Source organism: Streptomyces sp. NPDC096324 (assembly GCF_044763015.1).
Lineage (GTDB): Bacteria > Actinomycetota > Actinomycetes > Streptomycetales > Streptomycetaceae > Streptomyces.
Window position 1 is genome coordinate 265,250 of the sequence record NZ_JBIWFK010000005.1, and the last position, 13,453, is coordinate 278,702.

10 protein-coding genes are annotated in these 13,453 nt (G+C 72.8%); 4 read left to right on the plus strand and 6 right to left on the minus strand.

What is annotated here, in order from left to right:
* Positions 1–59: 59 nt before the first annotated feature.
* The gene (locus ACIQ7M_RS15285) at positions 60–1,760 is read left to right on the plus strand and encodes a hypothetical protein (RefSeq protein WP_403643932.1); all 1,701 of its coding nucleotides are present in this window, start codon (positions 60–62) and stop codon (positions 1,758–1,760) included.
* A 35-nt stretch (positions 1,761–1,795) separates the two neighbouring features.
* Here the strand turns inward: ACIQ7M_RS15285 and ACIQ7M_RS15290 are convergent, their stop codons facing one another.
* The 4 genes from ACIQ7M_RS15290 to ACIQ7M_RS15305 all read right to left on the minus strand — a co-directional run bounded on the left by ACIQ7M_RS15290 (position 1,796) and on the right by ACIQ7M_RS15305 (position 6,663).
* Positions 1,796–3,016: a hypothetical protein gene (locus tag ACIQ7M_RS15290; RefSeq protein WP_403643935.1), complete on the minus strand. Its 1,221-nt coding sequence runs from the start codon at positions 3,014–3,016 to the stop codon at positions 1,796–1,798.
* A 370-nt stretch (positions 3,017–3,386) separates the two neighbouring features.
* On the minus strand, positions 3,387–5,018 hold the full coding sequence (locus tag ACIQ7M_RS15295; protein WP_386989145.1) for a phospho-sugar mutase: 1,632 nt from the start codon (positions 5,016–5,018) through the stop codon (positions 3,387–3,389).
* Between the two features lie 85 nt (positions 5,019–5,103).
* Entirely contained in the window at positions 5,104–5,928 is an 825-nt protein-coding gene (locus ACIQ7M_RS15300) for a purine-nucleoside phosphorylase (protein WP_355770573.1), read from the minus strand.
* A gap of 297 nt (positions 5,929–6,225) precedes the next feature.
* Positions 6,226–6,663, minus strand: coding sequence for a gamma-glutamylcyclotransferase (locus tag ACIQ7M_RS15305; protein ID WP_355770576.1), 438 nt, complete (start codon positions 6,661–6,663; stop codon positions 6,226–6,228).
* A gap of 107 nt (positions 6,664–6,770) precedes the next feature.
* Here ACIQ7M_RS15305 and ACIQ7M_RS15310 point away from each other — a divergent pair, with 107 nt between their 5' ends.
* Both ACIQ7M_RS15310 and ACIQ7M_RS15315 read left to right on the plus strand, forming a co-directional pair.
* On the plus strand, positions 6,771–8,219 hold the full coding sequence (locus ACIQ7M_RS15310) for an NAD(P)H-quinone dehydrogenase (protein ID WP_386989567.1): 1,449 nt from the start codon (positions 6,771–6,773) through the stop codon (positions 8,217–8,219).
* 167 nt (positions 8,220–8,386) lie between these two features.
* Positions 8,387–9,355, plus strand: a complete 969-nt coding sequence (locus ACIQ7M_RS15315; RefSeq protein ID WP_386989565.1) for a DeoR/GlpR family DNA-binding transcription regulator — start codon at positions 8,387–8,389, stop codon at positions 9,353–9,355.
* 248 nt (positions 9,356–9,603) lie between these two features.
* Here the strand turns inward: ACIQ7M_RS15315 and ACIQ7M_RS15320 are convergent, their stop codons facing one another.
* Both ACIQ7M_RS15320 and ACIQ7M_RS15325 read right to left on the minus strand, forming a co-directional pair.
* Positions 9,604–10,221 carry a TetR/AcrR family transcriptional regulator gene (locus ACIQ7M_RS15320; RefSeq protein WP_403644560.1) on the minus strand — a complete coding sequence of 206 codons (618 nt, stop codon included), beginning with the start codon at positions 10,219–10,221 and terminating at the stop codon, positions 9,604–9,606.
* Between the two features lie 273 nt (positions 10,222–10,494).
* Positions 10,495–12,267 (minus strand): acetyl/propionyl/methylcrotonyl-CoA carboxylase subunit alpha, encoded by a 1,773-nt coding sequence (locus tag ACIQ7M_RS15325; RefSeq protein WP_403643941.1) that lies wholly within the window; start codon positions 12,265–12,267, stop codon positions 10,495–10,497.
* Positions 12,268–12,622: 355 nt separating this feature from the next.
* On the opposite strand from ACIQ7M_RS15325, the gene ACIQ7M_RS15330 reads away from it, so the two are divergent.
* Complete coding sequence (locus ACIQ7M_RS15330; protein ID WP_403643944.1) at positions 12,623–13,288, plus strand: hypothetical protein; 666 nt, start codon at positions 12,623–12,625, stop codon at positions 13,286–13,288.
* The last annotated feature ends 165 nt before the right edge of the window (positions 13,289–13,453 follow it).

A 13,453-nucleotide genomic window follows, 5' to 3' on the forward strand; every position in this document is an offset into this window, starting at 1 on the left:
AAGCCGAGGGCCTTCCGTGTACAACCGGCCGCCCGCGTGGTCCGAGTCTCTGGGAAACGATGAACACCGACGTCCGGCGGCCGCTGCCCGCCACCGCGATACCCGACGGCTGCCTTTCCTGGAGCACGGAGCACACCCGGCGCTGGACGCGGGTGCTGCCGCCCGGCTGGACGTTCGTGCAGCGGCTCGGGCTGCGGAGCCTGAAACTGGCACTGCTCACGGGCGCGCTGGCCGCCCTGGGACTGACCTGGGCCGGTCTGCCGCCGTACCTCGCGGCGGCGGCCGGGCTCCATCTCGTCTGGCTGCCGCTGCGGCCCGAGATCGTACGGGTGTCGGCGCCCGCCCTGGCCCTGGCGGTCGTGGTCCTGCGTCCCGCCCCGGTCCTCCCCGTGGTCGTGGGCGCACTCCTGCTGACCGCGACCGCCCTGGCCGTCTCCGGCCTGCGGCTGCGGGCCAGGGACCGGCAGCGGGACGCGGCACTCGCCGCCTCGGGAGGGGTGACGGCGCCCCTCCCGGACACGGGCCGCCCGCTTCGGCGCGGCCGGTCTCTCTCCCGACTCGGGACCTTCGTGATCCTCGCGGGCGTCCCGGCGATCGCGACCGCCGGTCTGTGGGACTCCTCGGAGGGCCGCCGGGCGATGGTCGCCGGCGGCTGCTTCGTGGCCGGACTTGGCGTCGCCGCCCTGCTCTCCGGAGTGCTGGGCAGACGGCGGGCCGTCGCCCTGCGTGCCGCGCCGGCGCCCGTCCTGCGCGTCCTGACGCGCGAGACCCGGCACGGCGACGCGAGGGTCTTCGCCGCGGACGACGTGGCGGGCCTGCGACCGCTGTTCACCGTCGGCGTGGTCGCGCTGGACCAGGACCGGGACTACGACGCGGACGACGTGGCGGACGGCGCGGTGGACATCGTGGCGGACGTGGCGGACGTCCCGGGCCCGGTGGAGACGAACCCGCTCTACGACGACCGGCCCGGACCGTTGCGGGAGGCAGTCCTGTACGGCGTGCCGTACGACGGTGCCGAGGTCGTGCTCGTCAGCGCCGCGCCGACGCCCGGGGGCCCGCTCGTGGCGGAACGGTCGTCCGGGCCCGTACGCCCGGTGCCGGAGAGCACCGTGCGACGACGGCTCGGACAGGCGAAGCGGACGGCGGCCCGCAGGGCGGCGGACGACGCACGGCACTTCGGCCTGGTGGAGGCCGCCCGCTCGATGAGCACCGCGCCGGTACGCCACTGGCGCGCGGGCCCGGTGGACCGGCTGTCCGGCTTCCTGATGCTGGTGTGGGGCGCCCTGCTGGGCGGGCTGGTGTTCACCGACGGGGACGTCGGTCTCTGGAAGCACGCCCTCGCCCTCCTCACCGGCCTGTACGGCGCGTTCCGCATCCCCGTGAAGCTGTGCTGGCGGATCACCGCCGACAGGACCGGGCTCTGGCTGAACGGTCTGCGCGGGACCACCCACATCCCGTGGGACGACATCCGCTCGGTCCGCCGGGAGTCCCTGGAGCTCAAGCTGCGCTGGGGCGGCGACGGGTCATGGACGGTCTCCGCGCCCCGCTGGGCCTGGCTCCAGCGCCGACGCGGTGTGACCCACCCGTACGACGCCCTGGCCGCCGAGATGACCGCCATGTACACCGACCCCGACCTGCGCCCGACGGGCGACAGCGAGGAGGGCGAGCGGGGGCGCCCCCTGTGGCCGCTGGCGGTGCCGCTCGTCCTGCTGTGGCTGTCGGTGGTCCTGGTCGCGCTGGTGGGACTCCCGGACCGGTGAGACGGACCCCGGGAAGGCGCTGCCCGGGAACAGCCCTAGGGCGCGCTCGGCCACACCAGGACCATGTACGCGCCGCAGTACGCCGAACCGAGGACCGCGGCCGTGAGGAACAGCGTCCTAAGGCGGCGTGAGGCGCGGGCCAGGTACAGGGCCAGGGGCAGCAGCAGCGGGAAGCCGGGGAGCAGGAAGCGGGCCCGCGGGAAGTAGACGCCGCCGCTGCCGAGGACGATCAGCAGCAGGATCCCGGTGAAGACGAGGAGAGGGGGCGGCTGGCGGTCGCCCACCGACAGCGCGTACAGCGCCACGGCCGCCAGCAGGGTCGCGGTCACCATCACCAGGAACAGCTCCGGCGAGGAGTTCTGCGCGAGGACCTCCCGCAGTCGGCGCACGGTCTCCGCGCCGCCGTCCCACTCGTTGTGCCACAGCCGCTGTACGGCGAAGTAGCCGTCCCAGCGGCCCAGCCTGTGTCCCACCCAGCCGACGTACGCGAGCCAGCCGGCCGGGGCCAGGACGACCGCGGCGAGCGCCCGGACGGAGAAGCCGCGGCGCAGCGACAGCAGTGCGGCCACGGCCACGGCGGCGGCCACCGCGACCCCGGTGGGCCGGGTCAGCCCCGCGAGCGCAGCCAGCGAGGCGGCCCAGAGCAGCCGGCCGGTGAGGGTCGCGTACAGCGCCCACGCGGCGAACGCGGTGAACAGCGACTCCGTGTAGCCCATCCACTGGACGAGACCCACCGGCAGGGCCGCCCACAGCACGGTCAGCAGCACACCCGCGCGGCGGCCGTGGAGATGACTGCCGACCGCGTGGACACCCCACGCGGCGACGAAGGAGCACATGACCGCGATCGCGAGCCCGGTCGAGGCGCGCGAGCCGGGGGTCACCGCCGCGACGGCCTTGACCAGGACCGGGTAGAGCGGGAAGAAGGCCAGGTTGTTCGCGTCGAACGCGGTGCCCAGATGGTGCGCGTAACCGTGGTCGGCGATGCCGAGGTACCAGTGCGCGTCCCACTGGGCCGCCAGGATCGGCCAGACGCCGTGATGCCTGCGGTGCGCCCAGAGCGCGAGGGTGAGCAGTCCGGTGAGGCGGACGGCCGCGTAGGCGGTCAGGGCGGGGGCCGCGTGCCGGAGGGCGGTGCGGAGCAGGGCGAGGAGACCGGCCGCGCCGGGCGCGTGCCGGGCGGCCGGGACGCCGGGGACGGTCCCGCCCGGCGCCTTTCGGGGCGGGGCGGACGTCGGCCGGGAATCGGTCGAGGGCACGCGGCGGCTCCTGGGACTCGAAGGTGCGCTGCCGGTAACCGTTCCTCGGTCTTCCGGCGGCGCACGGGAGCGCTGCGTCAACTGCCGTGCGGAAATCACCCGTAAGGAGGGCGGGCGTGCATGCCATGGCCCGGTGGCCCCAACGGGAGTGCGATCCCCCCAACCGGAGTGCCGCCCCCCACCGGAGATCAGTGCTCTCGTCAGAGAGCACTGATCTCACCAGAGAGCGCTGCTCTCACCGAGAGGCGTTGCTTCTGCCGGAGAGCACTGCTCTCTCCCCCCGGTAAGCGCCGATCTCACTGGAGAGCACCGCTCCCGCCCGGAAGCGCTGCTCGCATCAGAGAGCACCGCTTCCGCCGGGGGCGTGGGTTCAGATGCCGGCCGCGGCCGACAGGTCCCGCTTGATCGCCGTCAGCAGCTCGGCCGCCTTCGCGTGGGCCGCCGGGAGACCGTCGTGGCCGCCGACGGGCACCACGACCTCCAGGTAGCACTTCAGCTTGGGCTCGGTGCCGCTCGGCCGGACGATGACCCGGGCGCCGTCCAGCGTGTAGCGCAGGCCGTCCGTGGGCGGCAGCTTGTCCGTCCCCCGGGTCAGGTCCTCGGCCTTCGTGATGGCCAGACCCGCGAGCTCCGTGGGCGGCTGCTCGCGCAGCCGGCGCATGGCGTTCGCGATGACCGAGAGGTCCTCCACCCGCACCGAGAGCTGGTCGGTGGCGTGCAACCCGTACGTGACGGCGATGTCGTCGAGGAGGTCCAGCAGGGTCCGGCCCTGCTCCTTGAGCTCCGAGGCCAGCTCGGTGATCAGGAGCGCGGCGGTGATGCCGTCCTTGTCGCGCACGCCCTCGGGGTCGACGCAGTAGCCGAGCGCCTCCTCGTACCCGAACCGCAGCCCCTCGACGCGGGCGATCCACTTGAACCCGGTGAGCGTCTCCTCGTACGGCAGGCCCGCGCCCTCGGCGATCCGGCCGAGCAGCGAGGAGGAGACGATCGACTCGGCGAAGACACCGCGCGCGCCGCGCCGCACCAGGTGCTCGGCGAGCAGCGCGCCCACCTCGTCGCCGCGCAGCATGCGCCAGTCGGCACCGGCCTTCACGGCCACGGCGCACCGGTCGGCGTCCGGGTCGTTGGCGATGATCAGGTCGGGTTCCGCCGCGCGGGCCGCCGCGAAGGCGAGGTCCATCGCGCCGGGCTCCTCCGGGTTGGGGAAGGCGACGGTCGGGAAGTCCGGATCGGGCTCCGCCTGTTCGGCGACGAGCACCGGCTCCGGGAACCCGGCCCGCGCGAAGGCCGCGAGCAGCACGTCCTTGCCGACGCCGTGCATCGCCGTGTAGACGGTGCGGGCGGTACGCGGCGAGCCCTCGGCGAGGACGGCGTCCGTACGGGCCAGGTAGGACTCCAGGACGCTCTCGCCGAGGGTCTCCCAGCCGGAGTCGGGGCGGGGCACGTCCGCCAGCGCGCGGACCGCGTCGATCTCGGCGGCGATCTGCGCGTCGGCCGGCGGGACGATCTGCGAGCCGTCGCCGAGGTAGACCTTGTAGCCGTTGTCCCGGGGCGGGTTGTGGCTGGCGGTGACCTCCACGCCCGCGACCGCGCCGAGATGCCGTATGGCGTAGGCGAGGACGGGCGTGGGCAGCGGCCGGGGCAGGACGGCGGCACGCAGGCCCGCGCCCGTCATCACGGCCGCCGTGTCCCGGGCGAAGTCCGCGGACTTGTGGCGGGCGTCGTAGCCGATGACCACGAGTCCGCCGGTCCGTCCCTCGGCCTTGAGATACGCGGCGAGTCCGGCCGCGGCCCTGATGACCACGGAACGGTTCATCCGCATCGGGCCCGCGCCGAGCTCACCGCGCAGACCCGCGGTGCCGAACTGGAGCGTGCCGCTGAAACGGGCGGTCAGCTCCGTGACGTCCTCGGCCTCGACGAGCTTGGCGAGTTCGTCACGGGTCTCCGCGTCGGGGTCCTCGGCCAGCCACGCCTTGGCCCGCGCGATGAGTTCGTCCTGCACCTGGGGTGCACCTCTCTCTTCGGTCGTACGGTTCCGTGTGCCCGGGTCGTCGCGCCCCCGGCGCCGGGGGCGGACACGCCGTCGCCTACAGACGATCCAGCACCTGGGTCAGAAGTTCCCCCATGCGCGCGGCCGAGTCGCGGCCGGCCTGGAGGACTTCCTCGTGGTTCAGGGGCTCGCCCGTCATACCGGCGGCGAGGTTGGTGACGAGGGAGATGCCGAGAACCTCGGCGCCCGCCTCACGCGCGGCGATGGCCTCGAGGGTCGTCGACATGCCCACGAGGTCGGCGCCGATGACACGGGCCATCCGGATCTCGGCGGGGGTCTCGTAGTGCGGGCCGGGGAACTGCGCGTAGACGCCCTCCTCCAGGGAGGGGTCCACCTCCTTGCACAGCGCGCGCAGCCGCGGCGAGTACAGGTCGGTGAGGTCGACGAAGTTCGCGCCGACGATCGGCGAGGTGGCCGTCAGGTTGATGTGGTCGCTGATCAGCACGGGCTGGCCGGGGCGCATGCCCTCGCGCAGACCGCCGCAGCCGTTGGTGAGCACGATGGTCTTGCAGCCGGCGGCGACGGCGGTACGGACGCCGTGCGCGACGGCGGCGACCCCGCGGCCCTCGTAGAAGTGGGTGCGGCCGAGGAAGACCAGGGCGCGCTTGTCGCCGATCCGGTACGAGCGGACGGTGCCGCCGTGGCCCTCGACCGCCGGCGGCGGGAAGCCGGGCAGCTCGGTGACGGGGAACTCGGCCTCGGGGGTGCCGAGGGCGTCCACGGCGGGAGCCCAGCCGGAGCCCATCACGAGGGCGACGTCGTGGGTCTCGGCGCCCGTGAGCTCGCGCAGGCGCGTGGCGGCGGCGTCGGCGGCGGCGTGGGGGTCGCCCTGGATGTCGTCCGGAAGAAGAGATGCGTTCACGCGCAAGAGCGTAGCCGGTTCGGGCCTACGCGCGTAGATGACAGTGCTCACGGTCTTGCGATCGTTGTCTTGTCGTTTCCGACGAACGAGCGGGGGCGAAGGCGCCGTGAGGTCACCGCGAGGGCGCCGACGCGACGGGCCGAGACGGGCCGGAGGGTGGGAGATGGGCCGCGGAGCGGCGGGGTGGCGAGGGCGCCCTCGCGACGGAGCGGGACGGGCGTGCCGGTGGGCGGAAACCGCCGCGGAGCGGCACGGATTCCGCCGCGGAGCGGCGGGGCGCGCCGGGTGGGACAGACCTCAGCAGGGACGCTTGCGGAGCTCCATGACGTAGTCGTGCGGAGCCCCGGCGGACTCGGCGGCGTCCGCGATCTCGCCCAGATAACGCGCCGAGGGCAGTCCTCCCTCGTACCCGTTCAGTACGTAGACCCACGCGGATTCCTCACCCTCCAGTGTGTGCACACGTACACGCATCCGGCGGTAGATGTCGAGGCCGACGCCCTCCCAGCGGTCCATGGAGTCCTCGTCCGGCGGGGCGATGTCGTACAGCGCCACGAAGACCTGGGACCGCGGCGCCTCGACGATCGTCGCGAGCGCTCCCTCCCAGCCCATGTGCTCGCCGCCGAAGGTCAGCCGCCAGCCGTTCAGCCAGCCCGTCGCGCGCAGCGGCGAATGCGGGGCGCGGCGCGTCATGAGCCGCGGATCGAGATTGCCGGCGTACGCGGCGTAGAGCGACATGTGGTCGAGGGTACGTCAGCGGCACGCAGGCCCCTCACGTAACAAAGTGGCTCGGATGCGCCGGACTCGGGGCCCCTGGGCGGAAGCACCTTGAAGCGTGCGGGACAATGGAGTACGTGACTCGGATCGTGATCATCGGTGGCGGACCCGGCGGATATGAAGCGGCGCTGGTGGCCGCGCAGCTCGGCGCGGAGGTGACCGTCGTCGACTGCGACGGTCTGGGCGGGGCGTCGGTGCTCACCGACTGCGTGCCGTCGAAGACTCTCATCGCCACGGCCGAGGTGATGACGACCTTCGACTCCTCGTACGAGGAGCTGGGGATCATCGTCGCCGACGACACCCCTCCGCTGGAGCAGGCGGCCAAGGTGGTCGGCGTCGACCTCGGCAAGGTCAACCGCCGTGTGAAGCGTCTCGCGCTCGCCCAGTCGCACGACATCACCGCCTCGGTGACCCGGGCCGGCGCCCGGGTGCTGCGCGGCCGCGGACGCCTGGAGGGCATGCAGGCCCTGGACGGATCCCGCAAGGTCGTCGTGAGCGCCGCGGACGGCACCGAGGAGACCCTCACCGCCGACGCCGTGCTCCTCGCCACCGGCGGGCACCCGCGCGAGCTGCCCGACGCGCAGCCCGACGGCGAGCGCATCCTTAACTGGACGCAGGTCTACGACCTCGACGAGCTGCCGGAAGAGCTCATCGTGGTGGGTTCCGGTGTCACCGGTGCCGAGTTCGCCGGCGCCTACCAGGCCCTCGGCTCCCGCGTCACCCTCGTCTCCAGCCGCGACCGCGTGCTGCCGGGCGAGGACCCCGACGCGGCCGCCGTCCTGGAGGACGTCTTCCGCCGCCGCGGCATGAACGTCATGGCCCGCTCCCGCGCCGAGTCCGCCAAGCGGGTCGGCGACCGGGTCGAGGTCACGCTCTCCGACGGCCGGGTCATCAGCGGCACGCACTGCCTGATGGCCGTCGGCGCCATCCCGAACAGCAGCGGGATGGGCCTGGAGGAGGCCGGCGTCAGGGTCCGCGACTCCGGGCACATCTGGACGGACCGGGTCTCCCGCACCACCGCTCCGGGCGTGTACGCGGCCGGTGACGTGACCGGCGTCTTCGCCCTCGCGTCCGTCGCCGCCATGCAGGGCCGCATCGCCATGTACCACTTCCTCGGCGACGCGGTGGCCCCGCTGAACCTGAAGACGGTCTCCTCGAACGTCTTCACCGACCCCGAGATCGCCACCGTCGGCTACTCCCAGGCGGACGTCGACGCGGGCAAGATCGACGCCCGGGTCGTGAAGCTGCCGCTGCTGCGCAACCCGCGGGCCAAGATGCAGGGCATCCGCGACGGCTTCGTCAAGATCTTCTGCCGCCCCGGCACCGGCATCGTGGTCGGCGGCGTGGTCGTCTCCCCGCGCGCTTCGGAGCTCATCCACCCGATCTCGATCGCGGTCGACAACAATCTGACGGTCGAACAGATCGCGAACGCGTTCACCGTGTACCCGTCGCTGTCCGGCTCGATCGCCGAGGTGGCGCGGCAGCTCCACACCCGGAAGACCGCGGGCGAGGGCTGACCCCCTCAGCCGACTCCCCGCTGGTCACGGGGAGTTGGTGACGCTGCGCAGCGCGGGGGCGGCGAGAGTGGGCACGTATACCACTGAGCACCCCGCCATGCGAACAACTTCTGTTATTCGGCGCAAACTGCTGAAAGCAGACGGTCGTTGGGGTTACTGTCAGTTTCGTGTTCGCTGCAGAACGTCGCCAATTGATCCTCGAAATGGTGCGAGCGAATGGAGCCGTGTCGCTCCGTGAGCTCGCCCGCGTCGTCCAGACCTCCGAAGTGACCGTACGGCGGGACGTGCGCGCGCTGGAGGCAGAAGGACTCCTCGACCGCCGGCACGGCGGTGCGGTATTGCCGGGCGGGTTCACGCGAGAGTCCGGCTTTCCGCAGAAATCGCATCTCGCGACCGCCGAGAAGACGGCCATCGCCGATCTCGCCGCGGGTCTCGTCGAAGAGGGCGAGGCCATCGTGGTGGGGGCGGGGACCACCACGCAGGAGCTGGCCCGCCGGCTCGCTCGGGTACCCGGCCTGACCGTCGTCACCAACTCACTGCTGGTGGCCCAGGCGTTGGCCCACGCCAACCGTGTGGAGGTCGTGATGACCGGCGGCACCCTGCGCGGTTCCAACTACGCCCTGGTCGGCTCGGGTGCGGAGCAGTCCCTGCAAGGGCTGCGCGTGTCCCGGGCGTTCCTCTCCGGGAGCGGTCTGACCGCCGAGCGCGGACTCTCCACGTCCAACATGCTCTCGGCGTCGGTGGACCGCGCTCTCGTCCAGGCCGCCGCGGAGGTCGTGGTCCTCGCCGACCACACCAAGCTCGGGACGGACACCATGTTCCAGACCGTGCCGACCGACCTCATCACCCGGCTGGTCACGGACGAGCCGCCCGCCCATGACGACCGGGCGGCCACCGAACTGCAGGCCCTGGCGGATCAGGGCGTACAGATCGCGGTGGCCGGGTCATCGGCGCCGGGCGGGGCGGGAGGGGACCCGCTCCCGACGGGGCGCCAGCCGCGTCGGGACGTACCGCTCCCGGGCCCGCGCCGCGGCCAGGTGGTCCCGGGCTCGGGACCGCAACTACGGAGCGCGACGGTGATGGGGGACCAGCCCCCGGCCGAACGGGCACGAGTGGCCGATCTGCGACGCCGCTGAGCGGTGCCGCCGGGACGGTGAAGCGGACGGCCGAGCCCCTCGGCCGACCCGACCGGCCCGGCTCACGGGTCCGGACCACGAACCAGATCGGTTCACGCGTCCAGACCGTGCACAGGTCGGTTCACGGTGTCGGGCCACCGGGGCGGGGCGGTTCACGCTCCCAGGCTCCGGAGGCCGGGGCGCCTCACGGTTTCAGGTACCGGAGGCCGGGGCGCCTCACGGGTCGAGACCGCGGAGGCCGGGGCCGCTCACGGCTTCAGGCCGCGCAGGGTCAGGTTCAGCAGCCGGTCGGCCAGCGCGGGGTCGTCCGGGGTCTCCTCCGCCGCCAGCGCGATCGCGTTGGTCAACTGGAGGAGATCGCCGATCGAGACGTCGGGGCGTACGGCTCCCGACTCCCGGGCGCGCAGCAGCAGGGCGTTGCCCGCCTCACGCATCGGGCCACTGCACCGGGCGAGGTGTGAACCGTCTTCCCGCGAGGCCGACATGAGGGCGCGCGCGAGTCCCCGGTACGCACCCGCGTGCGAGATGATCTCGCGCAGCCACTCCACCAGCGCGGTGCACGGCTGCGGGGCGTCGAGCAACTCGCGCGAGCGGGCCAGCAGATCGCTCACCGCGTCCTCGAAGACCGCGCTCATCAGGGCGTGTCGATTCGGGAAGTGCCGGTACAGCGTGCCGATTCCGACGCCCGCGCGCCGGGCCACGTCCTCCAGGGACGCGTCCGTGCCGTGCGCGGCGAACGCGGCGCGCGCCTCCGCGAGCAGCCGTCCGTGGTTGCGCCGGGCGTCCGCCCGCATCACCCGCGGCGCTCCTGGACCCTGGGCGGGCCCGGAGGTTCCGGCCCGCTCCTTCGCGGTCGCGCCCACCATGGCCTCCACCTGCCCTCTCCCACCGCCCGCGGCTGCGCTCCAGGATGCCACCGGCGGCTCCTCGACGGATGTCCGCGGGCTCCGTGCCGGACGGCTCGAAGCATCGTGGACGGTTGCGCGGACCGGGTCCCGGGCGCCGTCGCGCCCGGGATTCACTCCCTACAGCAGGGACCCCGGCGAGCCGTTCTACGCGGAAGCGCCCGGCGGGCCGCAGACGCGGTTCGCCGGGCGCTTCGGACGCCACGCGGACGGGTGTGCCACCCGTCCGCGTGCTCAGTCCTTGATCTCGCAGATGGGGGCGCCGGACGTCACGGAGGCGCCGACCTCCGCGCTCAGGCCCTTGACGGTGCCGGAGCGGTGCGCGTTCAGGGGCTGTTCCATCTTCATGGCCTCCAGGACGACGATCAGATCGCCCTCCTTGACCTCCTGGCCCTCCTCGACGGCCACCTTGACGATGGTGCCCTGCATCGGGGAGGCGAGGGTGTCGCCCGAGGCGACCGGGCCGGACTTCTTCGCGGCGCGGCGCTTGGGCTTGGCGCCGGCGGCCAGACCGGTGCGGGCCAGCGACATGCCCAGCGAGACCGGCAGCGAGACCTCCAGGCGCTTGCCGCCGACCTCGACGACCACCGTCTCGCGGCCGGGCTCGTCATCGGTCTCGGCGTCGGCCGGGGCGGCGAACGGCTTGATCTCGTTGACGAACTCGGTCTCGATCCAGCGGGTATGGACCGTGAACGGGTCCTCCGAGCCGGTGAGCTCGGGGGCGAACGCCGGGTCCTCGACCACCGCGCGGTGGAACGGGATCGCCGTCGCCATGCCCTCGACCTGGAACTCGGCCAGGGCGCGGGCGGCCCGCTGGAGGGCCTGCTGCCGGGTGGCGCCGGTGACGATCAGCTTCGCGAGCAGGGAGTCCCAGGCCGGGCCGATGACGCTGCCGGACTCGACGCCCGCGTCCAGCCGGACGCCGGGGCCGGTCGGCGCCGCGAAGGCCGTGACCGTACCGGGGGCGGGCAGGAAGTTGCGGCCCGGGTCCTCGCCGTTGATGCGGAACTCGATGGAGTGGCCGCGCAGTTCGGGATCGCCGTAGCCGAGCTCCTCGCCGTCCGCGATACGGAACATCTCGCGGACCAGGTCGATGCCGGCGACCTCCTCGGTGACCGGGTGCTCGACCTGCAGACGGGTGTTGACCTCCAGGAAGGAGATCGTGCCGTCCATGCCGACCAGGAACTCCACGGTTCCCGCGCCGACGTAGCCGGCCTCCTTCAGGATCGCCTTGGAGGACGCGTACAGCTCCGCCACCTGTGCCTCGGACAGGAACGGGGCGGGGGCCTCCTCGACCAGCTTCTGGTGGCGGCGCTGGAGCGAGCAGTCACGGGTGGAGACGACGACCACGTTGCCGTGGCTGTCGGCCAGGCACTGGGTCTCCACGTGCCGGGGCTTGTCGAGGTAGCGCTCCACGAAGCACTCGCCGCGCCCGAAGGCCGCGACGGCCTCGCGCACCGCCGACTCGTACAGCTCCGGTACCTCTTCCAGGTTCCGGGCGACCTTCAGACCACGACCGCCGCCACCGAAGGCGGCCTTGATCGCGATCGGCAGGCCGTGCTGCTCGGCGAACGCGACGACCTCCTCGGCACCCGAGACCGGGTCCGGGGTACCGGCCACCAGCGGCGCGCCCGCGCGCTGCGCGATGTGCCGGGCGGCGACCTTGTCACCCAGGTCGCGGATCGCCTGCGGCGGCGGACCGATCCAGATCAGCCCGGCGTCGAGCACGGCCTGGGCGAAGTCCGCGTTCTCCGAAAGGAAGCCGTAACCCGGATGGATGGCATCCGCGCCCGAGTCCTTGGCGGCCTGCAGCACCTTGGCGAAGTCCAGGTAACTGGAGGCCGGAGTGTCACCGCCCAGCGCGAACGCCTCGTCCGCCGCACGGACATGCAGAGCGTCCCGGTCCGGTTCCGCATACACGGCAACGCTCGCGATCCCGGCATCCCGACATGCTCGGGCCACGCGGACAGCGATTTCGCCACGGTTGGCGATGAGCACCTTGCGCACGATGGCTCCCTCCTTGAAAACAAGCCGAGTTTAGGGACAGCCAACACGACACTTCGAGCTGTCCCCAGTGGTGAGCTTGCCCACACGGAGCGTGATACGAGGCTCGCCCTACCCGCGAAAACCCTTGTCGTGCCAAGGCACGCGGGAATCCTTCCCTGAACCCTAGCCCTCAGGTGTGGCCAAGGTCTCTGTGACTCCGTGCTGCGGCCCACAACGATTCTTTGTCGAGTCCCTACGAATGGCCCAACGATTCTTTGCCCTCGACGGAACCCTTGTCCCTGGGTTTACCCGTTAGTAGCGTTCGGGATGTCTAAGACGTACTTGGGGTAACAGCACGCGGAAGTGGGTGGGGCCGGTGGTGCGGAGACCGCTGGTGTGGGTGGCGGCGATCGTGCTTTTCGTGGAGGCGATCGGTATCGCACTCCTCAACTGGTTCCTCGGCGTGGTCGTCGACCGCCAGGACATGTCCATGGCCGGGCTCGACTCCGACCTGATGGCGCGGTCGTCGAAGATCGGCGGGCTGGTCTTCGGCCTCTACTTCCTGGCCTGTGCCGTGGTGGCCCTGCTGGTCGCGCTGCGGCAACGTCCCCCGGGCGTTTTCGGGCGTGTCCTGCTGATCAGCGCCGCCGTGGTGCACGCCCTGCTCGGCGCCTTCACGGTGGGCCTGGTGGGCTGGGGAGCGTTCGCCTTCATGATGGTGGTGTTCGCGTTGATCGTGTTCACCCTCCTGGCGTACGACGGCCGCGAGACCGGCCCCGTCGACGCCGCGCCGGAGACCGGCGGGACGGGTGACGGCGAGGGCGACGCGGCCGACGCCGGGAGCACCGGTCCCGACGGGAGCGCGGAGGCGGGCGGCGCCGGCCCGGGTGAGGGTGTCCCCGCGGGGACCGTCGACCTGGGGAAGGGTGCCGAACCGAAGGGCGCCGAGGCGGCGACCGCCGACGCCACGGGTGCCGACGCGAGCGCCGTCGAGCGGGAGCCCGGGGTCGCGGTCGCGGCAGCGGCTCCCGCGGCCTCCTGACGGCCCCTGACCGCCCTCCCGGCCCTCCGGCCGCCTTCGGGTGTGCCGGCGGCCGGGGGCGGCCCGGGGGGCCCGGACCCGGACGTCGGCCGCCCGGGTGCTCGGACGTGCCCGCTTCCGGACCTCAACCGCCCGGATGCGTACGGGCGTTCCCGGAGTGGCCGG

What these genes read in the sequence shown, in the direction of transcription:
- ACIQ7M_RS15305 (WP_355770576.1), bottom strand. Translation starts at nt 6,663, where the DNA reads ATGTCGCTCTACGCCGCGTACGCCGGCAATCTCGATCCGCGGCTCATG.
- ACIQ7M_RS15285 (WP_403643932.1), top strand. Translation starts at nt 60, where the DNA reads ATGAACACCGACGTCCGGCGGCCGCTGCCCGCCACCGCGATACCCGAC.
- ACIQ7M_RS15310 (WP_386989567.1), top strand. Translation starts at nt 6,771, where the DNA reads ATGGAGTACGTGACTCGGATCGTGATCATCGGTGGCGGACCCGGCGGA.
- ACIQ7M_RS15320 (WP_403644560.1), bottom strand. Translation starts at nt 10,221, where the DNA reads ATGGTGGGCGCGACCGCGAAGGAGCGGGCCGGAACCTCCGGGCCCGCC.